General features: G+C 72.5%; 23 protein-coding genes. 19 read left to right on the plus strand and 4 right to left on the minus strand.

Going from position 1 to position 24,647, the window contains the following annotated elements; genetic code table 11:
- Positions 1-817: 817 nt before the first annotated feature.
- The gene (locus tag ACGFH8_RS28420; RefSeq protein WP_393372934.1) at positions 818-1,414 is read right to left on the minus strand and encodes a TetR family transcriptional regulator; all 597 of its coding nucleotides are present in this window, start codon (positions 1,412-1,414) and stop codon (positions 818-820) included.
- A 139-nt stretch (positions 1,415-1,553) separates the two neighbouring features.
- Between ACGFH8_RS28420 and proS the strand changes: the two genes are divergently transcribed.
- From proS to ACGFH8_RS28510, 18 genes are all read left to right on the plus strand, one after another.
- Complete coding sequence (gene proS, locus ACGFH8_RS28425; protein ID WP_393372937.1) at positions 1,554-2,960, plus strand: proline--tRNA ligase; 1,407 nt, start codon at positions 1,554-1,556, stop codon at positions 2,958-2,960.
- A 1-nt stretch (position 2,961) separates the two neighbouring features.
- On the plus strand, positions 2,962-3,618 hold the full coding sequence (locus tag ACGFH8_RS28430; protein ID WP_393372940.1) for a DUF402 domain-containing protein: 657 nt from the start codon (positions 2,962-2,964) through the stop codon (positions 3,616-3,618).
- A 103-nt stretch (positions 3,619-3,721) separates the two neighbouring features.
- The gene (locus tag ACGFH8_RS28435; protein WP_393372943.1) at positions 3,722-4,294 is read left to right on the plus strand and encodes a hypothetical protein; all 573 of its coding nucleotides are present in this window, start codon (positions 3,722-3,724) and stop codon (positions 4,292-4,294) included.
- A gap of 111 nt (positions 4,295-4,405) precedes the next feature.
- Entirely contained in the window at positions 4,406-8,212 is a 3,807-nt protein-coding gene (locus ACGFH8_RS28440; RefSeq protein WP_393372945.1) for a PKD domain-containing protein, read from the plus strand.
- Positions 8,205-8,441: a hypothetical protein gene (locus ACGFH8_RS28445; RefSeq protein ID WP_393139936.1), complete on the plus strand. Its 237-nt coding sequence runs from the start codon at positions 8,205-8,207 to the stop codon at positions 8,439-8,441. The genes ACGFH8_RS28440 and ACGFH8_RS28445 overlap by 8 nt, the downstream gene beginning before the upstream one ends.
- Positions 8,442-8,474: 33 nt before the next feature.
- Positions 8,475-10,064 carry a hypothetical protein gene (locus ACGFH8_RS28450; RefSeq protein ID WP_393372948.1) on the plus strand — a complete coding sequence of 530 codons (1,590 nt, stop codon included), beginning with the start codon at positions 8,475-8,477 and terminating at the stop codon, positions 10,062-10,064.
- Positions 10,061-11,050, plus strand: coding sequence for a polyprenyl synthetase family protein (locus ACGFH8_RS28455; RefSeq protein ID WP_393372951.1), 990 nt, complete (start codon positions 10,061-10,063; stop codon positions 11,048-11,050). Before ACGFH8_RS28450 ends, ACGFH8_RS28455 begins: the two co-directional genes overlap by 4 nt.
- A 1-nt stretch (position 11,051) precedes the next feature.
- Positions 11,052-13,124, plus strand: coding sequence for a geranylgeranyl reductase family protein (locus ACGFH8_RS28460; RefSeq protein ID WP_393372954.1), 2,073 nt, complete (start codon positions 11,052-11,054; stop codon positions 13,122-13,124).
- Between the two features lie 233 nt (positions 13,125-13,357).
- The gene (rpsP, locus tag ACGFH8_RS28465) at positions 13,358-13,873 is read left to right on the plus strand and encodes a 30S ribosomal protein S16 (RefSeq protein ID WP_393372957.1); all 516 of its coding nucleotides are present in this window, start codon (positions 13,358-13,360) and stop codon (positions 13,871-13,873) included.
- The gene (locus tag ACGFH8_RS28470; RefSeq protein WP_172862164.1) at positions 13,848-14,108 is read left to right on the plus strand and encodes an RNA-binding protein; all 261 of its coding nucleotides are present in this window, start codon (positions 13,848-13,850) and stop codon (positions 14,106-14,108) included. Before rpsP ends, ACGFH8_RS28470 begins: the two co-directional genes overlap by 26 nt.
- Complete coding sequence (rimM, locus tag ACGFH8_RS28475) at positions 14,108-14,665, plus strand: ribosome maturation factor RimM (RefSeq protein WP_393372959.1); 558 nt, start codon at positions 14,108-14,110, stop codon at positions 14,663-14,665. Before ACGFH8_RS28470 ends, rimM begins: the two co-directional genes overlap by 1 nt.
- Before the next feature lie 10 nt (positions 14,666-14,675).
- Positions 14,676-15,449 (plus strand): tRNA (guanosine(37)-N1)-methyltransferase TrmD, encoded by a 774-nt coding sequence (gene trmD, locus ACGFH8_RS28480; RefSeq protein ID WP_393372960.1) that lies wholly within the window; start codon positions 14,676-14,678, stop codon positions 15,447-15,449.
- Positions 15,450-15,592: 143 nt separating this feature from the next.
- Complete coding sequence (gene rplS / locus ACGFH8_RS28485) at positions 15,593-15,949, plus strand: 50S ribosomal protein L19 (protein WP_030487486.1); 357 nt, start codon at positions 15,593-15,595, stop codon at positions 15,947-15,949.
- A gap of 183 nt (positions 15,950-16,132) precedes the next feature.
- Entirely contained in the window at positions 16,133-17,002 is an 870-nt protein-coding gene (gene lepB / locus ACGFH8_RS28490) for a signal peptidase I (RefSeq protein WP_393372963.1), read from the plus strand.
- A gap of 10 nt (positions 17,003-17,012) precedes the next feature.
- Positions 17,013-17,648 (plus strand): signal peptidase I, encoded by a 636-nt coding sequence (gene lepB / locus ACGFH8_RS28495; protein WP_393372965.1) that lies wholly within the window; start codon positions 17,013-17,015, stop codon positions 17,646-17,648.
- A 47-nt stretch (positions 17,649-17,695) separates the two neighbouring features.
- Positions 17,696-18,181, plus strand: coding sequence for an NUDIX hydrolase (locus ACGFH8_RS28500; RefSeq protein ID WP_393372967.1), 486 nt, complete (start codon positions 17,696-17,698; stop codon positions 18,179-18,181).
- Entirely contained in the window at positions 18,175-18,987 is an 813-nt protein-coding gene (locus ACGFH8_RS28505; RefSeq protein ID WP_393372970.1) for a ribonuclease HII, read from the plus strand. The genes ACGFH8_RS28500 and ACGFH8_RS28505 overlap by 7 nt, the downstream gene beginning before the upstream one ends.
- On the plus strand, positions 18,984-19,307 hold the full coding sequence (locus ACGFH8_RS28510) for a DUF2469 domain-containing protein (protein WP_007075222.1): 324 nt from the start codon (positions 18,984-18,986) through the stop codon (positions 19,305-19,307). The genes ACGFH8_RS28505 and ACGFH8_RS28510 overlap by 4 nt, the downstream gene beginning before the upstream one ends.
- A 111-nt stretch (positions 19,308-19,418) precedes the next feature.
- Here ACGFH8_RS28510 and ACGFH8_RS28515 read toward each other — a convergent pair whose 3' ends face one another.
- Complete coding sequence (locus tag ACGFH8_RS28515; protein ID WP_393372972.1) at positions 19,419-20,561, minus strand: sulfite oxidase; 1,143 nt, start codon at positions 20,559-20,561, stop codon at positions 19,419-19,421.
- Positions 20,562-20,816: 255 nt separating this feature from the next.
- Between ACGFH8_RS28515 and ACGFH8_RS28520 the strand changes: the two genes are divergently transcribed.
- Positions 20,817-21,479: a murein hydrolase activator EnvC family protein gene (locus ACGFH8_RS28520; RefSeq protein ID WP_393372975.1), complete on the plus strand. Its 663-nt coding sequence runs from the start codon at positions 20,817-20,819 to the stop codon at positions 21,477-21,479.
- Here the strand turns inward: ACGFH8_RS28520 and ACGFH8_RS28525 are convergent.
- Both ACGFH8_RS28525 and ACGFH8_RS28530 read right to left on the minus strand, forming a co-directional pair.
- Positions 21,400-22,581 carry an aminotransferase class V-fold PLP-dependent enzyme gene (locus ACGFH8_RS28525; protein WP_393372977.1) on the minus strand — a complete coding sequence of 394 codons (1,182 nt, stop codon included), beginning with the start codon at positions 22,579-22,581 and terminating at the stop codon, positions 21,400-21,402. The two genes, ACGFH8_RS28520 and ACGFH8_RS28525, sit on opposite strands and share 80 nt — an antisense overlap.
- Before the next feature lie 85 nt (positions 22,582-22,666).
- On the minus strand, positions 22,667-23,653 hold the full coding sequence (locus ACGFH8_RS28530; protein ID WP_393372980.1) for a tyrosine recombinase XerC: 987 nt from the start codon (positions 23,651-23,653) through the stop codon (positions 22,667-22,669).
- Positions 23,654-24,647 lie beyond the last annotated feature (994 nt).

Consider the following 24,647-nt stretch of genomic DNA (forward strand, 5'->3'; position numbering starts at 1 on the left):
CGTCGGCTGGGCTGCGCCGCGTCGGCTGGGCTGCGCCGCGTCGGCTGGGCTGCGCCGCGTCGGCTGGGCTGCGCCGCGTCGGCTGGGCTGCGCCGCGTCGGCTGGGCTGCGCCGTGTGCGTCGCAAGATCGCGCTCGAACCAGGATGTAGTGGCCTCGGCGTTGGGGGGATGCCACTACATCCTGGATTGAGCGCGATCTTGGCGTGCGGCGAGATCAGGGCACACCCAAGACGAAGATCCCACCGCAACATCAGGGATGTTGCTGCCTCAGGCGCGCAGCAGGCAGCAACATCCCTGATGTTGCTCGGATCTTGGTGCGGGGTGCGGGGTGCGGGGTGCGGGGTGCGGGGTGCGGGAGGTAATGCGGGCGCCCGGCGGGCGTTTGCCCACGGGGCGGGCGCACGGGCGCACCAGCGTGCGGGCACGGGGCCGGCAGGGACGTGCGGGTGCGGGGCCGGCAGGGACGTGCGGGTGCGGGGCGTGCGGGCACGGGGCGAGCGGGCACGGGGCGTGCGGGCGCGGACGTGCGGGCGCGGGGCGCGCGGGCACGGGGCGGGCGTGCGTCAACGGGGCCGGCACGGGCGTGCGCCAACAGGGCCGGCACGGACGTGCGGGCACGGCACGGGCGTGCGCCCACGGTGCGGGGCACGGACGTGCGGGCGCGGCACGGGCGTGCGCCCACGGTGCGGGGCACGCGGGCGCACGCGGTGCGGGGCACGCGGGCGCACGCGGTGCGGGGCACGCGGGCGCGCGCGGTGCGGGGCACGCGGGCGCGCGCGGGCGGGCGCGCGTCGGTCGGTGGGCGGGTGCGCGGGGTCAGGGGGCTGGGCGGGCGGCGGCGCTGAAGAGGGTTACGGCGAGGTCGGCGAGGACCGTGGCGGTCTGCTCGATCGGTTCGCGGGGGAGCACGATGTGACTGACCACCAGGCGGACGATGGTGTCGGCGGCGAAGGCCAGCGCGGCCGGGTCCGCTCCGGGCAGGTGGTCGCCGGCCCAGTCGACAAGCGCGCCGGACGCCTCGGTGAGCACCATCCCGGCCCGGGTGGTGAGGTACGGCAGTAGCTCGTCCGAGCCGCCTCGGGCGCTTGTCAGGATGGCCTTGACCAGGGGGTTTTCCGCCGCCGTGGTGAGGGTGTGCGCGATGGCCGCGTAGGCGCCGGCCCGTACGTCGGTGTCGTGGGCGAGCAGGGCGGTCCGGACGGCGCCGACGAAGCGGTCCACCTCGGCGCGGGCGAGCGCCTCGGCCAGCCCTGCCTTGCTGCCGAACTCGTTGTACACGGTCTGCCGGCTCACCCCGGCGGCGTCGGCGACGGTACCCATCCGGACGCCGTCCCATCCGGTCGCGACGGTGAGCGCGCGGGCCGCGTCGACGATGCCGGTCCGTACCGGGGTGGGGTCCCTCTGCTCAATCATTCTGGTCGAAGTGTAGGTCGGCTCGGTGCGCCTCGATCTCGGCTCCGCGGTGCGGATTGAGCAAGGTCGTGACGGCGGATGATGACGATGCCGCGCCCGAGCGCACTGCCCCGACGAGCGGCGCATAGGATATGCGGTCATGGCACGCGTGCTCACTCCCCGTGCGGAGGATTTCCCCCGCTGGTACCAGGACCTGATCGCCAAGGCGAAGCTGGCCGACAACGGCCCGGTTCGCGGCACCATGGTCATCCGACCGGCCGGCTACGCCATCTGGGAGCGTATGCAGGCCGAGATGGACGCCCGGATCAAGGCGGCGGGTGCGGAGAACGCGTACTTCCCGCTCTTCATCCCGGAGAGCTACCTCAAGCGGGAGGCCCAGCACGTCGAGGGCTTCTCGCCGGAGCTGGCGGTCGTCACGCACGGTGGCGGCAAGCCCCTCGCCGAGCCGGTGGTGGTACGTCCCACCAGCGAGACGGTGATCGGCGAGTTCATGGCCAAGTGGATCGACTCGTACCGGGACCTGCCCCTGCTGCTCAACCAGTGGGCGAACGTGGTCCGGTGGGAGCTGCGCCCGCGGATCTTCCTGCGTACCAGCGAGTTCCTCTGGCAGGAGGGGCACACCGCGCACGCCACCCGCGAGGACGCCCGGGCGTACGCGCGGCGGATCCTGCACGAGGCGTACGAGGACCTGATGGTCAACGTGATCGGCATCCCGGTCGTGGTGGGCCTGAAGACGACGCGGGAGCGGTTCGCCGGCGCGACGGCCACGTACACCTGCGAAGGCATGATGGGTGACGGCAAGGCCCTCCAGCTGGGCACCAGCCACGAGCTGGGCCAGAACTTCGCCAAGGCGTTCGACATCAGCTACTCCTCGAAGGAGGGCGGCCGGGAGCACGCCTGGACCACCTCCTGGGGCACGTCGACCCGGATGCTCGGCGGCCTGATCATGGCGCACGGCGACGACAACGGTCTGCGCGTGCCGCCGAGGCTGGCGCCGATCCAGGCGTACGTCATGGTCGTCAAGGACGGCGACGGTGTGGGCGAGGCGGCGGCCAAGCTGCGCGACGGCCTGCGCGACGCCGGTGTCCGGGTGGCGCTCGACGACCGCACCGACACCCCGTTCGGCCGCCGGGCCGTCGACGCGGAGCTTCGTGGTTATCCGGTACGCGTCGAGGTCGGCCCGCGTGATCTGGCCGTCGGCAACGCGACCGTGGTGCGCCGGACCGACGGGTCGAAGACCCCGACGCCGGTGGCGGACGTGGTCGCCGCGGTGCTGGCCGCGCTGGAGACCGACCAGCAGGTGCTGCACGACCAGGCTCTGGCCAACCGCGAGTCGCGCACGGTGGAGGTGGCGACCCTGGCCGAGGCGATCGAGGCCGCCGCGGCCGGCTGGGCCCGGGTGCCGTGGTCGGCGGTCGGCGTGGCCGGCGAGGCCGAGGCGAACGGGCAGGGCGTCACGGTGCGGTGCCTGCTGCGCGCCGACGGCTCGGTGCCGGACTCGGAGGACGAGCCCGACCTGGTCGCCATCCTCGCCCGCGCCTACTGAGGTGCTCGTCGACCGGTTCCAGCCGGGTCGGCTGATCCTGCACCGCAACGTGCGGCACGGCCGGCTCGGTTGGGTCCGGCCGGGCCGGGTGGTCAGCGACGACGAGCGCGGTCTGCTGGTGTGGATCGCCCGGGACTCGCCGGTGGCCCACGAGGTGACCGAGGCCGGGCTCACCATGCGTGCGGTGCCGTTCGCCCAGTGGGTCGCCTCGGACTACCGGATGGCGCACGGGCGCTGGAACGGGCCACCGCTGCTGAAGTTCCTGCCCACCGGGGCGGCGCACTCCGTCTGGTGGTTCCGCGACGCGCAGGGCCGGTTCACCCACTGGTACGTCAACCTGGAGGAGCCCGGTGTCCGCTGGGACGACGGCCCGGTGGCCGGTGTCGACGTGGTGGACCAGGATCTCGACGTGGTGGTGCGCCCGGACCTCGACTGGGACTGGAAGGACGAGGACGAGTTCGTCGAGCGGCTCGCCTTCGGCGCCGACTACTGGGTGACCGACGAGAAGGCGGTCCGCGCCGAGGGGGAGCGGGTGATCGCGATCGCCGAGGCCGGTGAGTTCCCGTTCGACGGCACCTGGTGCGACTTCACCCCGCCCGCGGAATGGGACGTACCGGCGGGGCTGCCGGCCGGCTGGGACCGTCCACCAGTCCGCTGACCTGCGCCGATTACTCTGTGTCATCCTGCGGACATAGAGTGTGGTGGAAGCGGTGTGGCGGCCTAGGGTTCAGGCAACGACACCACCAGTGGTGGGAGGCCCGATGGCCGACCAGATCAACACCTTCTCCGACCTCCAGGCTCGCGCCGGCGTGATCCTCGCCCGGCTGAATGCCGATCCCGCCGTCGCGATCGCGGCAGCCACGAATCCGCTGCTGGCCGTCGAGCACCTCGGCTACCAGTTCAACCCCGACACCCGTACCGGCATCGGTGACCGCATCCGGCTGGGACCCACGGCCGCCGAGAAACTCGCCGACCTGCGTACGACGATCGCCCGGCTTGTCGATCGCCAGGTCGACCCCGACGACGGCCCTGCGGTCCGCCGGCTCCTGACCGACCTGGGCGTGCTCCCGTGCTCCGACGGCGATGAACCGGACACCGACCCGCCGCGCTGGCAGCCCGGCGGCGCCGGTGCCGACCCGCTGGAACCGCTCCGGGACCGGCACCCGGTGCTGGGCCCGCTGCTGGAGTACCGGCGGATTTCCGCCCGCCGGCCGAGGTTCGCGCCCCCGCGCGCCTTCGCCGCGATTCTCAGCGGTGCGGTGACCACGCCGTTGACGGCCGTGAGTGGCCGGCTCCAGTCGCCGGACCCGGCACCCGACACCCACCCCCGCTGACCAAACGGGCTGCCCATCGCGGCGACGGCCCAGGCAACTCCTGACGTCCGGCCCGGCATCCGGCCGTCCACACTCTCCGGCCTCCACCACACCGGCCCCGAAGGGGGACCAATGGCCGACACCCATGGCTTCGAGGTCGTCGTCGAGGCGACTTCGCCCGTTCTCCGCAAGGCGCTGCAGGGCGCCTGGAAGTCCGCCGAGTGCGGCGACACGAGCACCGACGAGGGACGCATCCCGCAATTCCTGCCGGTCCCGGCCGGCCTCGGGATCGGCGGTTTCACCACGGCCGGCGGCCAGGTGGAGATCCCCCGCGACCAACTCGACGCCACCCCACGACCCGACATCGACGGCTGTGAACTCACCTTCGGCCTGGTCATCCAGGTGACCGTCGCCGACCCGCCGGTGCCGTCCGCGCAACTGCTGGATCTCACCGCCATCGCGCACGCCGCCGTGCCGATCGGGGTGCTGCCCGACTCGAAGAACGTGGGGCTGCGCTTCGACGGCCTGCCCCGCAGCGCGGTCACCGCCACCCTGACCAGCGGCGACCCTCTCGCCCCGAAGCTCGTTCAGATCCTCGGCGAATACATCCACTTCGCCTACGAGAACGGTGGCCTCGGGGGCGTGCTGCATCCCGGTATCCCGGCGATCCCGCACGAGCAGGACGACACCGGGGTGGTGTTGGGCCTCGGCGTCGGCAGTTACACCCTCGACACCCACCTGGAGATCTACGACGACCAGGCCGACCCCGCCCACCGGATCGACGTCAGTCGGCCCGATCCGACGCACGTCCTCATCAGCATGCCGATCTACCTGCGGATGTTCCACATCGTGGGCAGTGGCGCGGCGCCCTCGCTGGCCGACCCGATGGCTGTGGAAACCCGGCTCGCCATCACCGTGCCGTTGGAGACCCCACCGGGCGCGTACACGTTGCGCTTCGACACCGCGACAGTTGCGGCGGGGCCGATCAGCCCGGCGCCCGGCATCGAGGGCACCCACTTCACCACCAACAACGCCACCCTCTTCGGTTTCCTCGACAACGCGCTGCAGGCCCAGCTCAACCAGCAGGGGGCAACGCTTGTGCACGGCTTCGGGTCACAGAGCATCGTGGTGCCCACGGTGGCGCAGATCGAGACGGCCATCGGTGACCTGCTCTTCGACGACCTGACCGGGCGGGGCTTCCTCGCCCTGTGGACGCCGGAGGTCGGTGGCGATGTGTTCGAGGCCGACAACGTCGCCAGCCGGGTCTTCGCCGACCTCCTGGTGATCGCGATCAACGCCGGCGAGGGCGCCGACATCGGGGCGGTGACGAACGTCGTACCGGCCGGGCGGGACTTCGCCATCCTGCTCGACGGGACGATCGTGCAGCAGAACATCGACTCCGCCCGGGTCAGCAACGGTTGGGCGGACAGCGACCTGCCGCGCCGCGTCGACCAGGGCGACGACAAGGCGGACGTCCGGGAGTTGGACGTCGAACTCCGCGACGGGTCGATCCGGATGACCGGGGAGTTGACGGTCATCGACGCGATCCTCGGCAGCATCGACGTCGACGCCAGCTTCCGGGCCGACGTGGGCCTGCACTGGACCCCGAACGGCGATCTCAACTCCGACGGCGTCCAGCGGATGGACAACCACCTGATCGGCGACCCGGACGTCGACCCCGAGGAGTCGGTCCTGTTCTGGGTCATCGCCATCATCCTGGCGATCATCAGCTTCGGCGCCGGGAGCATCCTGATCGGGATCATCATCATCGTGGTCGCCGCGGTGATCACGGCCGTGGTCAACAACATCGGCGGGTCGCGCCTTGTCGACCCGATCACCGGAGCGGTCAGCGGCATCACCGGCTGGCCGCCCGAGCTGGCCCGGATCGGGCGGGTCAGGGCCGTCTTCTTCGACCCGGTCGTGATCAACGCCGACGGGCTCGTCCTCGCCGGTGACCTGGAGGTGCTCAGCCCCTGTGAGAGCACCGAGGTGCTCGCCGCCCGCAGCAGCGGACCGTACACCGGGACGGCCCAGTCGGCCCTGCTGCTGGCCGCCGGGCACACCAGCGCCGCGGCCGGCTACACCTGGCTGACCGGCGACGGCGCGCTGCCGGCCGCCACCGCGGACGTCAACCACGTCTACGCCGCCAGCGGCACCTACCTGGCGGCGCACTCGTTGACGATCAACCAGCCCGGCGGCGCCACCAGCCGCCACTTCGCGTTGGTGTACGTCGCCAACGTGCCGCCCACCGTCGACGCCGGCCCGGACCTGACCGTCGACGAGGGTGAGATGGTCACCCTCGTCGGCCGTTTCAGCGACGTCGAGTACGTCGACACCCACGAGACCACCTGGAACTTCGGCGACGCCCAACCCACCGAGCCGGGCACGGTCGTGGAGACCAACACCCCGCCGTGGGCCGAGGGCACCAGCACCGTCCAGCACGCCTGGTGCGACAACGGTGTGTACGAGGTGACCCTGCGGGTCCGGGACCAGAACGGTGGGATGGCGACCGACACCCGGACCGTGACGGTGCGCAACGTCCCGCCGGTGGTCGACGCCGGCCCCGATCTGTTCACCTATCCCTGCACGGTCCTCACCCTCACCGCCCGGTTCACCGATCCCGGTTGGTGTGACACGCACACCGCCGTCTGGGATTTCGGCGACTGCACCCCGCCGCTGCCGGCCGTGGTCACCGAGACGCACGAGCCGCCGGCCGGCCGGGGGACCGCCGTGGTGTCCCACCGTTACCCGGACTGCGGCACGTTCCTGGCCCGGTGCACGGTGACCGACGACGACGGCGGGACCGGTGTCGACGAGGTGGTGGTTCGGGCCGTCGACGTGGTCAACAGGCACTTCGAGGACGGGTTCGCCCAGCGCACCACCGGACAGGTCGCCAACGGCTGGGAGCCGTACGTGCTGGCCGGCTCGGCGGCCGGCGGCACCGGCCAGCACGCCGCGAGCAACTTCGTGGTGCACGGTGGCCGCCGTTCCCAGGGGCTCGTGCCCGGCCCACGGCAGCGGGTCGGCGTCCGGCAGCAGATCGGGGCAAATCCCGGCTGGGCCTACCAGCTCACCGCCTGGTACGACCTCGACCAGGCCGAACCCGCGACCGCGCGGCTCGGCGTCGACCCCACCGGCGGCACCGATCCGACCTCCGCCGCCGTCGTCTGGAGCGACGGCACGAGCGCCCAGCGGTGGAGCCCGCTGACGGTACGCGTCGCCGCCCAGGCCGTCGCGGTGACCGTCTTCCTGGAGGCCGCTGCCGACGGGGCCGAACCCCGAAGGGACGGCGGACGGGTGTGGTTCGACGACGTGGACCTGTTGGCCGCGCAGCCGTACTGCCCCACGGAGCCCCCGCCGCCACGGCCGCGCGACTGCCTCGACTTCGCCGGTCGTCAGCCCGGTACGCAGTACCCGGCGGAGTGGCCGGACGGCGACTTCCTCATCCGTTCCCTGGACGGCGCCGGCCGGGTGGTCGTCGCGGTCGGCCTGCCCACCGGCGGCGCGGCCCTCCAACTCGGCGCCGGCGTCCGGGTCGTACTGCCCCACCCGGCGGACCGGGTCGTCGTCGCCCTGGCCAACCAGGGCGGCAAACCGGTCGAGCTGACCGCGTTCGACGACGACGGTGCGTCACTCGACCGCGTCGACGTGCCGGCGAACTCACCACCGGGCCCGGCGACGGTGACGCTCGCCGGTCCCGGCGTCGTCTCCGTCCGGATCGTCGGTCGCTCGGCGGAAGGGCTGCTGGTCCGGCTCTGCGCCGAGTACGCCGACGACAGCGGGCCCGACGACAGCGGGCCGGACGACAGCGGGCCGGACGACAGCGGGCCGGACGACGAACATGGCGACCCCACGTCGCACCCGGTTCCGATCGACCCCGGTGCCACCGGTCCGACGCGCCGGCCCGACCCGCCGATTCGTGGCGGCTGCTGTGGCTGAACCCGACTCGCTCGACGCCGTCCGTGCCGTGCTGGCCGCGCACCGGGCCGACCTCACCAGGCGGTTCGCCGCCGTCGGCACCGGCATCGGCCGGCCCGACCCGTCCGGCCCGTACGTCATCACCGTCTACGTCACCGATCCCGTGTTGGTGGCCCTCACCAGCGAGCGCGTCGACGGTGTCGCGCTGCGCTTCGTGCTCACCGGGCCGTTCGAGGCCCGCCGAACCTGATCCATCACCTTGTTGCACCGGCAGGAGGCGGCCATGTCCAATCCGAACGACAGCTACGTCAAGGCCCGTGCGTTGGCTCGGGCGGCCCGGCAGGGACCACTTGCCGGGTTGCTCGGCGACCCGAACGTCAGCGGGCTCGCCTACGGGCGGCGGGAGGTCAGCGGGCGCCGCACGGACGAGCCGGCCCTGGTCGTGTACGTGGTGCGCAAGGTGCCGAGGCAGTTCCTCCCCACCACCCGGCTGCTGCCGCGGAGGGTCTACTTCGGACCGGACTTCGTCGAGGTCGACGTGGTGGAGACCGGCCCGTTCTTCGCCCAGGAGTTCACCGCCCGGGAACGTCCGGCGCCCAACGGGGTGAGCATCGCGCACATCAACGTCACGGCCGGCACGCTCGGCGCGCTGGTCACCGACAACACCGACGGTTCGCTCTGCGTCCTGAGCAACAACCACGTGCTGGCGAATTCCAACGCCGGGGCGATCGGCGACGCGATCGTGCAGCCCGGCGCGTACGACGGTGGCACCGCGCCGGCCGACACCATCGCCACGCTCAAGCGGTTCGTGATGATCAACCCGGCCGGCAACCGGGTGGACTGCGCGATCGGCCAGGTCTCCCAGTCCAACGACGTGATCGACCAGGTCAAGGACAACATCTACCCGGTGGCCAACGGCAACCATCCGGCGATCGGTCTGCTCTTCGCCGGCTCGTGCAACCGGACCCTGATCAACCCCATCGACGAGGTGCTGCGCCAACTCGACGTGACGTTCCTGAGCGGCGCGGGCGCCATCGCCGGCGTCGACATCGGCAGCAACGTGGAGAAGGTCGGCCGGACCACGGAGTACACCACCTCCACGGTGACCGAGCTGGATGTCAGCGCGAGCATCGACTACGGTCCCGGCGTCGGCGTGGCCACCTTCGAGGGCCAGATCGCCACCGCCCACCTGTCCGAGGGTGGCGACTCCGGGTCGGTGGTCTACCTGGGCGGCGAGGGTGGCAACGAGAGCGCCTGCGGTTGCGCCTCCAGCAGCACCGCCCGCCGGGTCCTGGACCGGGACGTCGACCTCGACGTGGCGGTCGAGAAGGAGTTCCGGCAGCGCTACCTGCAGCAGACCAGGGTCGGCCGGTTCGCTGTCGACACCTACTTCGCCAACGAGGACGGGCTGGTGGCCCGGGTCCGGGCGACGAAGCTCTCCGACGCCGACCGGCGGCACCTGCAGAAGCTCTACGACACCTACGCCGAGACGGCCCGTGCGGCACTGCTCCAGCCGCAGCGTTCCGAGGCGACGCTCACCACCGAGCACCTCGACGAGGCCCGCAAGACGCTGCGCCGCTTCGCGGACCGGTTGACCGCCGAGGAGATCTCCGCCGCCGAGGAGGTGCTGGCGCTGGCGAACGACGCTGTCGGTCGTACCCCGGTGGAGATCCTGCGGATGCTCGACGACGAGCAGCTGCTGCACAAGGCGCAGGAGTTGGTCGAGCGGGTGCCCACCCTGTGTGCTCCCGGCAGTGGGCGGCGCGGCGACGGTGGCTGTGGCTGCGGTGGCGGTGGGAGTGGCGGTGACGCCGCCCAGCCGGCTGCCGAGAAACCCACCAAGCCGAAGCCCAAGCCAAAGCGGAAGCGGTGACGGTGAGCAACGCCACCGACCCGGACTGGCTGGCCAGCGCCCGTGCCCGGGAGGCGCTGGCCGGCCTGGACCGGCGGATGCGGGAGGCCGTCGCCGCGTCCGACCCGGTGCTGTGGGCGATGGCGACGGCACTGCAACGCCGGGGCGGCAAGCGGATCCGTCCCGCGCTGCTGCTGGTCGCGGCCGAATTCGGCACCGTCCGACCGGCACACCTGCTCGACGCCGCCGCGGCGTTGGAGTTGCTGCACCTCGCCTCGCTCTACCACGACGACGTGATGGACCGGGCCGTCACTCGGCGGCACGGCCCCAGCGTCAACGCCGAATGGGGCGAGCCGGCGGCCGTGGTCGCCGGGACCTTCCTGGTCGCCCGGGCCATCGCCCTGCTCGCCGTCTTCGACGACCGGTACGGCCGGGAGGCGGCCGCCGCGCTTGTCGCGCTCTGCACGGGCCAGCTCCGCGAGACGGAGAACGCGTTCTACACCGGCCTGACCGAGGCCGAGCACCTGGAGATCGTCGCTGGCAAGACGGCGACCCTGTTCGAGTTGCCCTGCCGGTTGGGCGCGCTGCTCGCCGGGGCGCAGCCGGCGACCGTCGAGGCGCTGGCCGGGTACGGCCACGACCTCGGAGTCGCCTTCCAGCTCACCGACGACGCGCTCGACGTGCGCGGCAGCTACGCGGCTCTCGGCAAGCGGCCGCTGACGGACGTCCGGGAAGGGGTCTACACCATGTCGGTACTGCGGTTGCTGGCCCGCGACACACCGGCGGCCGGCCGGGTGCGCGACCTCCTGGCGGTACGCGAGCCCACCCCGGCGGAGCTGGCCGAGGTGGCGGAGCTGGTGGTCGCCTCGGGCGTGGTGGACGAGGTCCTCGCCGAGGCCCGGAGCAGGGCCGCACAGGCCGCCCGGCGGCTGGATTCGCTACCGCCCGGCCCGGCCCGGGACTCGCTGGTCCGGCTCGCCGACTTCGCCGTCACCCGGGCGGGCTGAGGTGGTCACGCCGGCCCCGACGCTGGTTCCGGAGCGGCTCGACGGCTTCGACGCGGTGGTGGTGGGCGCCGGGCCGGGCGGTGCGGCCGCGGCGTACCGGCTGGCGGTCCTGGGCCGCCGGGTTCTGCTGATCGACAGGCGCGAGTTCCCCCGCGACAAGTGCTGCGGCGACGGCCTGACCCGCAGCGCCGTGCGTCTGCTCGCCGAGATGGGGGTGCTCGACGAGCTGACGGGTGCCCAGCGGGTGGGTGGGGTGCGGATCCGGATGCGTGGGCGAGGCAGTCGCGACTTCCACTACGAGGAGCCCGACGGCACCGGGTACGGCATGGTGGTGCCCCGGCTGGAGCTGGACGCGGTGCTGTGCCGGCGGGCGGTGCGTGCTGGCGCGGTGCTCTGGACCGGAGCCCGTGCCACCCGACTGCTGGGCGGTGCCGCCGGGGTCCACGGTGTGCAGGTCGAGTACGAGGGCCGCCGGTTCGCGCTGCGCACCCCGGCTGTGGTCGCCGCGGACGGGGCCTCCTCGCGGCTGGCTCACCAGGCCGGGTTGCGGAGTCCGGACCGGGAGTGGACCGGGTTCGCCGCCCGGGGCTACTTCACCGAGGTGGCCGACCTCGACGAGCTGCTGGAGATCCACCTCCCGCTGGCGGACGTCACGGACCGGCGGGTGCTGCCCTCCTACGGCTGGGTGTTTCCGGTCGGCGACGGGACGGCGAACGTCGGCGTGGGCCTCTTCGACCCGACCCACCGGGAGAACGTGCGGTTGCTGTACGAGCGTTTCGTTGCCGAGCTGGCAACGACCGACCACCGGTTCCGGGCGGCCCGTCCGGTCGGACCGATGACCGGGGCGCCGCTGCGGCTGGACTTCGACCCGTCCCGGTGCGGTGTGCCCGGGTTGCTGCTGGTCGGCGACGCGGCGGGTCTGGTCAGCCCGTTCACCGGTGAGGGCATCAGCTTCGCCCTGGAGTCGGGTCTGCTCGCCGCGGACCGGATCGACACGGCGCTTCGTCGCGCCGGGGCGGGACCTGTGGATCCAGCTCCGTACGCCCGGCAGTTGGCCGCCCGGCAGTCCGGCTATTTCGAGACCGGCCGGTACTCGGTGCGCCGGTACCTGCTCGCCTGGCGGGTGCTCGACGCCACCTTCGACGACGACCGCCCGCTCTTCGCCCTCTGCCGCCGGCTGGCGCTCTTCCCGGACGGGGCGCGGGCCGGTGTCCTGCTGGACCCGCTGCCCCAGCCAACTCCGGAACTCGCCCGCGACCTGCGGCGCGATCTCCTCGCGGTGGGCGAACTGCTGGCCGGTTGTGTGCGGGAGGACTGGCCGATGTTCGTCCGGCTCGCCGGGGTGGACGAGGACCTGTCGACCCTCTCGCTGCGTCCGGCGGTGCTGCTGCTTGTCGCCGCGGCGGTCGGGGGCCGGGAACACCCGCTGCGGCACGCCCTCGCCGCGGCGGTGGACCTGGGTCTGCTCGCCGGCTTGGCGGTGGAGAGCGCCCGGGAGGAGGCCCGGTCGACCGGGCCTCGGCCGACGCCGTGGGGCAACCGGTTCGCGGTGCTGGTCGCGGACTTCCTGCTGGCCCGGGCGTACGAGTTCGCCGCGCAGGGCGGTGGCCCGGTCGTCGCCGAGTTCGCCGAGGCACTGACGGTGGCCTGTGAGGGTCGGGCTCTGGAACTGCGTGACGACCCGTCGCCCGGCGGGGGCGCCGGTGGTGCCGTCCTCGCCGGGCGGGCCGCCATCGCTTTCGAGTTGCCGTGTCGGCTCGGCGGTCGGCTCGGCGGCGCCCGGGTTCCGGTGGTGAACGCGTTGGCCGCGTACGGTCGCGAGATCGGCGCGGCCCATACCCTCGGCGAGCAGCTTCGGGACCTGGTCGGGGCGTCCCGGTGGGGTGGGTCGGCACAGCCTGGGGCGGCCGCGCGCGACGACCCTCGGGTCGCCGCGTTGCTCGGCCTGGTGGCCGAGCATGCCCAACGGGCGCGCGAGGCGCTGCGGTTGGTGCCTGCCGGCCCGGCCCGCGAGCTGCTGGCTCGGCTGGCCACCCCGGGCTGCCGGGTGCCGTGGACCCCGACGGCAGAGTGATGTCGGTCACGTAGTGGCGTTCGACGGGCACGTCTGGGGCTCCGGTGCGAGTGATCGGCGGCCGATCTGGCAGAATGGGTCGCTGGTATCCGGCGCGCGTCCGGCGCCCTCTAACCCGGGCACGTCGCTAGTCCACCGAGTAGTCTCCGGCCCAACCCCACGGGTCCGGTCGGCGCTCACCCATGCACACCGCCCACACGGGCCGGTGAGATCGCAACAGGAGCGAAACAACTGTGGCCGTAAAGATCCGGCTCCTGCGGATGGGCAAGATCCGCAACCCGCAGTACCGCATCGTCATCGCTGACTCGCGCACCAAGCGTGACGGTCGGGCGATCGAGTTCGTCGGGATTTACCAGCCCAAGGAAGACCCCTCGATCATCGAGGTCAAGTCGGAGCGGGTCCAGTACTGGCTGTCCGTCGGCGCTCAGCCGAGCGAGGCGGTGCAGCGTCTGCTGGAGCTGACCGGTGACTGGCAGAAGTACAAGGGCCTGCCGGCCCCGCCGCCGCTCCTGGTCGCCCCCGAGCGGGCCGACCGCAAGGCCGCGTACGAGGTTGAGGCGAAGGCCGCCGCCGGGCTGGCCCCGGAGACCCCGGCCAAGCCGGCCAAGAAGGCCGCCAAGGCTGCCGAGGCCCCGAAGACCGAGGCTGCGGCCGAGGCCCCGAAGACCGAGGCTGCGGCCGAGGCGCCGAAGACCGAGGCCCCGGCCGAGGCTCCCGCCGCCACTGCCGACGCCGGTGAGCAGGCCTGACATGCCTCTGCGTCCGGCGTTGGAGCACCTGGTCAAGGGCATCGTCGACCACCCGGACGACGTCCGGGTGCGGATGGTCGATTCCCGTCGGGGCAAGCGGCTCGAAGTCCGCGTGCACCCCGAGGACCTCGGCACGGTGATCGGGCGGTCCGGTCGGACCGCCAAGGCGCTGCGCCAGGTGATCGGCTCCATCGGCGGGCGCGGGGTACGCGTCGACATCGTCGACTCGTACTGATGCAGCTCGTCATCGGAAGGATCGGCAAGCCGCACGGCGTCCGCGGTGAGGTCACCGTGGAAGTGCGGACCGACGAGCCTGAAGCACGGTTCGTCCCGGGTTCGGTGCTGCGCACCGAGCCCGGGACGGTTCCGCCGCCCGCGCCGGCGACCGGTCCGGGCGTGCCGTTCCGCGTTCCGGCGGAGCTGACCATCGAGGAAGCCCGCTTCCACCAGGGTCGGGTGCTCATCGCGTTCGAGGGCATCCCGGACCGCAACACCGCCGAGGCGCTGCGCGGGACGCTGCTCGTGGTGGACAGCGCCGACGTGGACCCGCCGGACGACCCGGAGGAGTTCCACGACCACCAGCTGGTCGGGTTGGCCGTGGTGAACCCGGCCGGCGAACCGCTGGGCGAGGTCGTCCGCATCGACCACGCGCCCTCCTCGGACCTGCTGGTGCTGCGACGCCCCGAGGGGCGTACCGCGTTGATCCCGTTCGTCCGGGCGATCGTTCCGGAGGTCGACCTGGCCGGTGGACGTGTGATCGTCGACCCGCCGGCCGGACTGCTCGATCTTTAGGACCACCCCCATGCGCGTCGACGTCGTGTCGATCTTTCCGGAGTACTTCGCCCCGCTGGACCTGTCGCTGATCGGGCGGGCGCGGGCCAACGGCGTACTCCAGCTCGCCGTGCACGACCTGCGGACCTGGACCCACGACGTGCACCGCACTGTCGACGACACCCCCTACGGCGGTGGGCCGGGGATGGTGATGCGTCCGGAGCCGTGGGGGGAGGCGCTGGACGCGCTCGCGCCGGCCGAGGCCCCGCCGCCCCGGCTGCTGGTGCCGTCGCCGGCCGGCGCCCCGTTCACGCAGGCCATGGCGTACGAGCTGGCGGCCGAGTCGCACCTGCTCTTCGCCTGCGGCCGGTACGAGGGCATCGACCAGCGGGTGTTGGCGCACGCCGCCACCCGGATGCCGGTCACCGAGGTGTCGCTCGGTGACTACGTGCTCTTCGGCGGCGAGGTCGCGGTCCTGGTGATGCTGGAGGCGGTGACCCGGCTGCTGCCGGGGGTGCTGGGCAACGCGGGCTCGCTGGACGAGGAGTCGCACGCGCACGGGCTGCTGGAGGCGCCGATCTACACCAAGCCGCCGAGTTGGCGCGGGCACGACGTGCCGGAGGTGCTCCGCTCCGGTGACCACGGCAAGATCGCCCGCTGGCGGCGCGAGGAGGGTCTGCTGCGAACCGCGGCCCGCCGCCCGGATCTGCTCGCCGCGCTGCCCGGAGATCGGCTCGACAAACGGGACATCGCGGCCCTGGACCGGGCCGGATTTCAGCTGCCACCGGGGGATGTGGCAAAGTAGGGGGGTTGCCGCATCCGTCCGCGCCCGCGGGCGGCTGCGAGGATCACCGACCGGGGTCGGTCCGCCGACCACCACCCGGGGATCAGAATCACCCACCCGCGCACCGAGTGACGGTGCGCCGTGAGCCTTACGAGGACGCAGCGATGAACATCCTGGACGCCCTTGACGCCCAGTCGAAGCGGACCGACCTTCCCGACTTCCGGGCCGGTGACACCGTCAAGGTGCACGCCCGCGTCGTCGAGGGCAACCGGTCCCGTGTCCAGATCTTCCAGGGCGTCGTGATCCGCCGCCAGGGTGACGGTCTGCGCGAGACCTTCTCGGTCCGCAAGGTCAGCTTCGGCGTCGGCGTCGAGCGGACCTACCCGATCAACGGCCCGGGCATCGACCGGATCGAGGTCGTGACCCGCGGTGACGTGCGTCGCGCCAAGCTGTACTACCTGCGCGAGCTGCGCGGCAAGAAGGCCAAGATCAAGGAGAAGCGGGAGAAGCAGCCCAGCTGACTTCCCGCTCGCCACGCCGCCCGAGCTGCGCGTATGCCGTAACGACCAGACCGCACTACCCTGGTCGTCACGGGCGCAGCACGGCGGCGAGCCCGCCCACGTGGGCGGGTAGCTGTCCACTGCCGCCCGTGGAGCCTCGACGAGGCTCCCGGGCGGTGGTGTTTCTGCGGACCGGGGAGTGGCGTGGTGCAGACGCTTGACGAGGACGGCACCGTCGATCCGTGGCGCCGGCGCGCGCGCCGTGGCCGCCGGCAGATGCCGCTGTGGCAGGAGCTCCCGCTGCTGCTGGTGGTGGCGTTCTGCCTCGCGGTGCTGATCCGCACCTTCCTGCTCCAGGCGTTCTACATCCCGTCCGGCTCGATGGAGGACACGCTTCTCGTCGATGACCGGGTGCTGGTCAACAAGGTCGTCTACGACGTCCGTGACCCGGCCCGCGGCGAGGTGGTGGTCTTCCGGGGCACCGACCGCTGGGCGCCGCAGGTCGACGACCAGCCGGAGCCGGGCTTCGTCGGCAAGCTGACCCGCACCGTCGGCGACCTGATCGGCGTGAGCCGCCCCGGTGAGAAGGACTTCATCAAGCGGGTGATCGGCGTCCCCGGCGACCGGGTCAAGTGCTGCGACAGTCAGGGGCGGGTGACGGTCAACGGCATGCCGCTCGACGAGCCGTACGTCCTGCGGGACTCCCCGCTGGACCTGCCGCCCAATCCGTCGGAGTGCCGCTCCCGACGCTTCGACGAGGTCGTCGTACCGCCCGGTCAGATCTTCGTGATGGGCGACCACCGTGAGGTCTCCCAGGACGCGCGCTGCCAGGGCCCGGTGCCGATCGACAACGTGGTCGGCAGGGCCTTCATGGTGGTCTGGCCCTCGTCGCGATGGAACCCGCTGCCGGTGCCGGCGACGTTCGACGACGTGCCCGGGCCGGGCGTGGCCTCCTCGGGCGCACCCCCGGCGCGACCGAGCCCGCAGGGCGGTGTGCTGCTGATCCTCCCGTTGGCGGCCGCGCTGCGTGCTTCCCGCGCGTTCCGGTCGGTGACGTCCAGTTCGGCAACGTAGGCTCCTTGGCGTGATTGACGAGCAGACCGACAAGCCGCGCAGCTCCTTCTGGAAGGAGCTGCCGATCCTGCTGGGTGTGGCGATCCTGGTCGCGGTGCTGGTCCGCGCCTTCGTGCTGCAGACCTTCTTCATCCCCTCCCCGTCCATGGAGAACACTCTCAAGATCGATGACCGGGTGTTGGTCAACAAGCTGGTCTACGACTTCCGGTCGCCGCACCGCGGTGAGGTGGTCGTTTTCAAGGCGCCGATCGAGTGGAGCGGCAACCCCGACGGCGAGGACTTCATCAAGCGGGTGATCGGCATCCCCGGTGACCACGTGGTCTGCTGCGACCCGCAGGAACGGCTGATGATCAACGGCAAGTCGCTGGACGAGCCGTACATCTTCTCCCTGGACGGCGTCCGCGACAAGGCGGCCGACCAGGAGTTCGACATCACCGTGCCGAAGGGTCGGCTGTGGGTCATGGGTGACCACCGCTCGGCGTCCGGTGACTCGCTGGAGCACTGGCAGCAGTCCGGGCAGAACATCACCGAGGCCACCATCCGCGAGGACGACGTGGTCGGGCGGGCGTTCACCGTCTTCTGGCCGGTCAACCGGGCCACCTGGCTGACGGTGCCCGACGGGTTCGACGGCATTCCCAAGCCGTAGGCCGACGGGGCGTGGGCGATCCGCCGTCGGTCTGGCAGGCTGGTGCGGTGACCGTCTACACCCCTCGACGCGCGGCCCGGGTGCTGCTCGTCGACGCGGCTGGCCGGGTCCTGCTCTTCGAGGGCTTCGATCCGGCCCGACCAGGGCACCGCTACTGGTTCACCCCGGGCGGTGGGCTCGATCCGGGGGAGTCGCCGGCAGTGGGCGCTGCCCGCGAGCTGGCCGAGGAGACCGGGCTGCGGCTCGACCCGGCCGAGCTGGGCGAGCCGGTCTGGTCCGACACGACGGAGTTCACGTTCGACGGGGTGTGGTACCGCCAGGCGCAGGATTTCTTCCTCCTCCGGGTGGCGTCCTGGCAGGTGGACACCGCCGGCTTCAACGACATCGAGCAGCGCAGCATCGCCGGCCACCGCTGGTGGCTCCCCGACGATCTGGCGGCCAGCGGTGACCGCTTCTACCCCGCCGAGCTGCCCGCCCTGCTGAGCCGATTGGCGCGGTCGACCGCCACCGACCGGAACGAGGCGTCGTGCTGACCCCACCGCGCACCGTCGTGCGCCGCGAGGCGGGCCTGTACGCCCTGGAACGGGCGCTGCAACGGCGCGGCTTCCGACACGTCGCCGGCGCCGACGAGGCGGGCCGGGGCGCCTGTGCCGGTCCGCTCGTCGCCGCCGCCGCCGTGTTGCCCGAAGGTCGGCGCGGCGAGATCGAGGGCCTGGCCGACTCGAAGCTGCTCACCCCGGCCAGCCGGGAACGGGTGTACGCCGAGGTGGTGGATCGGGCCCTCGCGTACGCCGTGGTGGTCATCCCCGCCGAGGAGGTCGACGCCCGGGGGTTGCACGTGTGCAACCTGGCCGCCATGCGCCGGGCGCTCGCCTCGCTCAGCACCCGGCCCGAGTACGTGCTGACCGACGGCTTCGGCGTGGACGGCCTGGGCGTGCCGGGGCTCGCGGTGTGGAAGGGTGACCGGGTGGCGGCGTGCGTCGCGGCGGCAAGCGTGCTCGCCAAGGTCACCCGGGACCGGATGATGGTGGAGCTGGACGGGGTGTTCCCGGCGTACGGCTTCGCCGAGCACAAGGGTTACATCACCCCGGAGCACTCGGCGGCGCTGCGCGAGCACGGTCCGTGCCGGGAGCACCGGTTCTCGTACGTCAATGTCGCAGCGGTCTCCGGCCGCGACGGACGGCCGCCGCGCGCCAGACGTCCCGGCGGCCCCGGCCGGCAAGAGCCGATGGAGCGCTCCGGGGCGTCAGGGGGTACCGTCGGCGTGGCGTTGGGCGAGCAGCCTCGGCCTCAGACGCCGGTGGGGGAAGATGTGGCCATGGAAGGCGGAGTGCGATGAGCGCGGAAGATCTCGAGAAGTACGAGACCGAGATGGAGCTGCAGCTCTACCGGGAGTACCGCGACATTGTCCGCCAGTTCTCGTACGTGGTGGAGACGGAGCGTCGGTTCTACCTGGCCAACCAGGTCGACCTGCACGTGCGCAACTCCGACGGCGAGGTCTACTTCGAGGTCGAGATGCACGACGCCTGGGTGTGGGACATGTACCGTCCTGCCCGTTTCGTCAAGAACGTCCGGGTGATGACCTTCAAGGACGTCAACGTCGAAGAGCTGGAGAAGCCCGACATCTCGTTGCCCGCCGACTCCGGCTTCGGCGGCTGACCGCAGCCCTGCCCTTCGGCGGCTGACCGCAGCCCTGCCCTTCGGCGGCTGACCGCGGCCCTGCCGCTCGGCCGCACCGCGGGCCCCCACCCGCGGCGTGACGCCAACCGGTCACTCGGCCGGCACCACGACCTCGACCCGCTGCACCAGGTTGTTGGCGAAGCCGCCACGGTTCCACGGCTGCTCGACCGGCTGGGTCCGCCCGGACGCGTCCGTCGCCCGCGCGCCGAGCACGTACCGGCCCGGAGTCGCCGTCCACTCGTACCGCCAGCGCCGCCAGGCGAAGTCGCCCCCGTCCGCCGGGTCCAGCTCGGCCGACTCCCAACTCTGCCCACCGTCGGTGGTGACCTCCACGGCGACCACCGGCGCGTGCCCCGACCAGGCCCGACCGTCCACCGTGCACGGCCCGGCCCGCAGCACCCGGCGGCGGGACATGAAGTCGGGAAAGCCGGGCGGTCGGACCAGCGCACGCGGCTCGATCCGGGTCACCGGCACGCCGGGGTCATCGGCGTCGGTACGCACCCGGTAGGCGACCGCGTTCTGATAACCCTCGAACGGCTCGGTCCGGACCTCGACGGACTGGACCCACTTCACGTGCGCCATGCCGTACCAGCCCGGCACGATCAACCGCAGCGGCGCGCCGTGCTGCGGCAGCAGAGGAGCGCCGTTCATCTCGTACGCCAGCAGCACCTCCTCGCGCAGCGCGTCGGCGACCGGCAGCGCCCGCTGGTAGTCCTGCTCGATCCCGCGCTCGACACCGTGGTCGGCGCCGGTGAAGACCACGTCCACCGCGTCCGGCCCGAGCCCCGCCTCCCGCAGCAGCGGAGCGAGGGGGGTGCCGGTCCACTCGGCGTTGCCGACCGCCTCGACCAGCCACGGCTGGCTGACCGGCCGAGGGTGCAGCAGGGCCCGGCCATTGCCGGCGCACTCGAGCGTCACCTGGTGGGTGACCCGCGGTCGCTCGCGCAGCTCGGCGAGCGTGACCGCCAACGGCCGGTCCACCGCGCCGCCGATGGTCAGCGTGTGCGTCGCCGGGTCCAGCTCCGGAATGTCGTAGTGGATCAGCAGGTAGTGCAGCCCGGCAGGGGTGACGTCGTAGCGCAGCGCCTCCAACGGGATGCCGTGGTTGCGGGCGGCGAGCTGCAACTCCTCGGCGCTGATCGCCTCGTCGGGCGCCGCGAGCCGGGACGGACCGCTCACGTCGGCCACCGTCGGCCCGGTTGGTGGTGGCGTCCGGTCATCGACAGTGGTCATGCCTGGGCCTCCCCGGTCCACACGGCGTCACCCGCCGTACGCGGCCCAGCCTAGGCCCTCGGTCAGCACAGGAGAACGGCCCCGCCGCGCTGGCCGATACCGCGACGGTCGAGCGCCTCAGCAGCGAAGACGCGCACTCGCCCTGGCATAGCAGATCATCAAGGGCGGTGGGTGGTCGTCCACAGCACGCCCGGTTGTCCACAGCCGCGTCGGCCGGGCTGGCGGACCGTCCCGCCTCGGCGGAAGGCTGCCAGCATGCGACAGCCTCCCGCCTCCCGCCGCGCCCTGCCGCCTCACGCCGCGCTTGCCCTGGCGCTGATCGTCCAGCTCTGCGGGCTGGTCGTGCTCGTCACGGCGGAGCCCCGCCGTGCACCGCTGCCGGTCGCGGCCCTGGCGACCGTCACGGCGTCCGCCCCGGCGCCCGCCGAGCGGTTTCGTTGGCCGATCGACGGGTCACCCCGTCCGGTGCGCCGGTTCGATCCGCCGCCCCGACCGTGGCTGCCCGGGCACCGGGGCGTCGACCTGGCCGCCCCGACCGGCGCGGTGGTCCGCAGCGCCGGATCCGGCACCGTGCTCTTCGCTGGCCTGGTGGCCGGCCGACCGGTGATCACGGTGGGGCACGCCGCCGGGCTCCGCACCACCCACGAGCCGGTGCAACCGGCGGTACGTCCCGGCCAGCAGGTCACCGCCGGCACGCCGCTGGGCGAGCTGCTGCCCGGCCATCCGGGTTGCCCGGCCGCGGCATGCCTGCACTGGGGCCTGCGCCGGGGCGAGGAATACCTCGACCCGCTGGCACTGCTCGGCCTCGGCCCGGTGCGACTGCTGCCGGTCGGTCCGGTCAGCGCTGGGCGAGCAGCGCCGGCAGCCGCGCGGCCAGCCGCTCGTACTCGTCGGCGGTGTTGTAGACCTGACCCGTGAGCCGCAACCACCCACGGCCGTTCCAGCTCATCACCGCGACCTCGGTGGCGATCCGCTCGCCGACCCGCGTCTGCAACGCCCGCGCCGCGTCGATGGTGGCGGCCATGCCGGCCGGCAACGGGATGAGGCGCAGGGACACCCCCGGCCCGCCGGGGTCGGGCAGGTCGGCGGGAGCCACCCCGAGCGCGTCCCCCACCACCCGCTGGCCGTACGCGGCGAGCGCGGCGTTGTGCGCCCGCACCCGGTCGACACCGAGACTGCGCAACGTGAACAGTCCCGCCGGGGCGGCCAGCCAGGACGTGTAGTCGAGGGTTGCCTGCCACTCGATCCGGGCCGGGAAACCCGACTCCTGCTCCCAGGAGACCACAAGCGGTTCGATCCGTTCCCGCCAGCGCGGCGCCACGGTCAGCAGGGCGGTCCCGCGCGGGGCGTACGCCCACTTGTGCAGGTTGCCCACCCAGAAGTCAGCGCCGATGTCGCTCACCGGGGTGGCCAGCATTCCGGGGGCGTGCGCGGCGTCGACCAGGACCGGTACGCCGTGTTCGCGGGCTACCCCGACGATGGCGGCCGTCGGGAACAGCCTGGCCGTGGCCGAGGTGAGCTGGTCGACGACGAGCAGCCGGGTCCGTCCGGGGCGCAGGCCGGCGCGGATGATCTGCACGATCTGCTCGTCGGTGGCGGCCAGCGGGATCGGCAGGACCTGGCCGACCGCCCCGGTACGGCGACACTCGCGCTGAACGGCCAGGCTCACCGCCCCGTACCCGTGGTCGGTGCTGAGCACCTCGTCGCCGGGTTGCAGGCCCAGTGACTGGAGGACCACGGCGACGCCTGTGGTGGTGTTGCCGACCAGGGCGCTGCCGTCCGGGTCCGCGCCGAGGAACCCGGCGAGGTGCCGGCGGGTGTGCGCGATCCGGTCGACCAGGCCCTGGGTGAAGAAGCGCAGCGGGTTCGCCTCCATCTCGTCGCGCAGCCGCTGCTGGGCTCGCTGCACGGCGATCGGGACCGCGCCGAACGAGCCGTGGTTGAGATGGCTGACCGCCGGGTCCAGCGAGAAGAGCAGGCGGGCGCCCGGGATCGGCTCAGGGGGCTGCGGGACGCTCACTCGATGATCGTAACCGCCGGGCGTGCTCGGACCCGGTGCTTGATCGGGTGCGCCTGTCGGTAGGCGGCACGCACCCCGTTGGACGTCAGGCGCGTGGGTGCGCCTGTCGGTAGGCGGCGCGCAGGCGCTCCACCGAGACGTGCGTGTAGATCTGCGTGCTGGCCAGCGACGAGTGGCCCAGCAACTCCTGCACGGCGCGTAGGTCCGCACCACCCTCCAGCAGGTGGGTGGCCGCGGAGTGGCGCAGACCGTGCGGGCTGGTCCGGGGCAGGCCGACGGCCTCGGCGTAGCCGCCGACGATCTGACGCGCGGTCGTCGGGTTGAGCCGTCCGCCGCGGGCACCCAACAGCAGCGCGTCGCCGGAGCGGGCAACCACAAGCGCCGGGCGGCCCCGGCGCAGCCAGTCGTCAAGCGCCCGTTGGGCGGGCACCCCGTACGGCACCGAGCGCTCCCGCCCACCCTTTCCGAAAACCCGGATCACCCGCCTGCCATGGTCGACGTCGCCGACGTCCAACCCGCAGACCTCGCTGACCCGTACCCCGGTCGCGTAGAGCAACTCCAGGAGCACCCGGTCGCGCAGCGACACCGCCTCGGCCTCGGCCGCCGCGCCCGATCGCGGCGCGGCCGTGAGCGGGACACCAGGCCGGGCCGGTGCCTCGACCAGGGCGGCGGTCTGGTCGGCGCGCAGCACGGAGGGCAGCTCCCGGTGCGCCCGAGGGCTGGCCAGCGCGGCCCCCACGTCGGCGGGGAGCAGCCCGGCCCGGTGCGCCCAGGCGCTGAACGCCCGTGCCGACGCGGCCCGCCGGGCCAACGACGTGCGGGCCGCACCTGTGGTGCGCTGCTTCGCCAACCAACTGCGCAGCACCGACAGGTCCAGCTCGGCCAGGTCGACGCAGCCCATCCGTACGGCGTGGTCGAGCAGCGAGACGAGATCGGTGACGTACGCGCGGACGGTGTGCGCCGAGCGGTTACGCACCCGGGACAGGTGCTCGGCGAAGTCGTCGACGGCGTTGCGCAGCTCGGGCGGCAGCGCCTGGTGCATGGCCCGGGTGCCTCGGTCGGGCCGGCTCATCGTGGCCGCGCCAGTCTGCGGACCGGTCCACCGGCCCAGGCTCCTGCACGGACAGCTGGCACGGCACCAGCCTACGGCCCAGCGTCGTGGATCACCGGCTCCGTCGGTGCCGGTGATCATCGGCCCGGATCACCTGCGGTTGCCCCTCTTGAGCAGGAGCGCGATCAAGCCACCGATGAGTGCGGTGGACGTGACGAGACACAGCAGGACCGCGATATGCCACGGCTTGATAGCACCCATGGCCGCGCACAGTACCGTCGTCATCGGGTGCCTGGGGGTCGTGCAGCTCCGTGCGCGAGCGCGGGCAGATATACGAAGAAGGTCTCCCGCGCCAACGGGAGACCCCTCCAAAGTCGAGCGGTCTGGCCACAGACACTGCTTCGACGGAGACGGGGAAGCCCCATCTCGATGGCGCAATCTTGGGCCGGCACCTGACGGCCCTGCAACTCCCTCGGACTGTTTCGGACGAAGCAAGTCATACGAGACCTGCTTTAGCTCAGAAAACGAGGTTGTCCGCCGTCGGTTGACCGGTGTCTACGCCGGACAACCAGCAAACTTCGAACAGTCGATCGAGGCGTGCGAGTGCCCGGATGGTGGCACTAGGTCACCCCCAAGGTGTTGGGGTTACAGCGTTAGTGCACCATGGACCCCACGTTCGGCAGAAGAGGGATGCGGCCGCGCCAACGGCCGCGTGTCATGAGCGACTTTCGCGGAGCGTGGAGCGTCTGGCCACAAGACCAAGGAGGGCGTTATGCCCGGCTTCGCTGTTCACTCAGGTACACACACGGTCCGCGGGAAGGCCCGATCGGGTCAAGCCGGGATCCACCGTCGCCCCCGGCTGCCCAGCCGGCGACGCGCCGCGCGCTGACGAGGCCCGGTTCTCGAGTCGGAACGGGAGCTGATCATGCCCCGCCCCGAACGGCCGATCGATCCGCGTGGGGGACCACTCGCGGCGTTCGCCCATCAACTACGTCAGGTGCGGGCGAAAGCACAA

The organism is Micromonospora sp. NPDC049175 (genome assembly GCF_043197345.1).
Lineage (GTDB): Bacteria > Actinomycetota > Actinomycetes > Mycobacteriales > Micromonosporaceae > Micromonospora.

Excerpts from the sequence above, each read along its gene's own strand:
- ACGFH8_RS28420 (WP_393372934.1), bottom strand. The coding sequence starts at position 1,414 with ATGATTGAGCAGAGGGACCCCACCCCGGTACGGACCGGCATCGTCGAC.
- ACGFH8_RS28530 (WP_393372980.1), bottom strand. The coding sequence starts at position 23,653 with ATGAGCCGGCCCGACCGAGGCACCCGGGCCATGCACCAGGCGCTGCCG.
- trmD (WP_393372960.1), top strand. The coding sequence starts at position 14,676 with ATGCGCGTCGACGTCGTGTCGATCTTTCCGGAGTACTTCGCCCCGCTG.
- ACGFH8_RS28435 (WP_393372943.1), top strand. The coding sequence starts at position 3,722 with ATGGCCGACCAGATCAACACCTTCTCCGACCTCCAGGCTCGCGCCGGC.
- ACGFH8_RS28515 (WP_393372972.1), bottom strand. The coding sequence starts at position 20,561 with ATGACCACTGTCGATGACCGGACGCCACCACCAACCGGGCCGACGGTG.
- ACGFH8_RS28450 (WP_393372948.1), top strand. The coding sequence starts at position 8,475 with ATGTCCAATCCGAACGACAGCTACGTCAAGGCCCGTGCGTTGGCTCGG.
- ACGFH8_RS28440 (WP_393372945.1), top strand. The coding sequence starts at position 4,406 with ATGGCCGACACCCATGGCTTCGAGGTCGTCGTCGAGGCGACTTCGCCC.
- rplS (WP_030487486.1), top strand. The coding sequence starts at position 15,593 with ATGAACATCCTGGACGCCCTTGACGCCCAGTCGAAGCGGACCGACCTT.
- ACGFH8_RS28510 (WP_007075222.1), top strand. The coding sequence starts at position 18,984 with ATGAGCGCGGAAGATCTCGAGAAGTACGAGACCGAGATGGAGCTGCAG.
- rimM (WP_393372959.1), top strand. The coding sequence starts at position 14,108 with ATGCAGCTCGTCATCGGAAGGATCGGCAAGCCGCACGGCGTCCGCGGT.
- proS (WP_393372937.1), top strand. The coding sequence starts at position 1,554 with ATGGCACGCGTGCTCACTCCCCGTGCGGAGGATTTCCCCCGCTGGTAC.
- ACGFH8_RS28520 (WP_393372975.1), top strand. The coding sequence starts at position 20,817 with ATGCGACAGCCTCCCGCCTCCCGCCGCGCCCTGCCGCCTCACGCCGCG.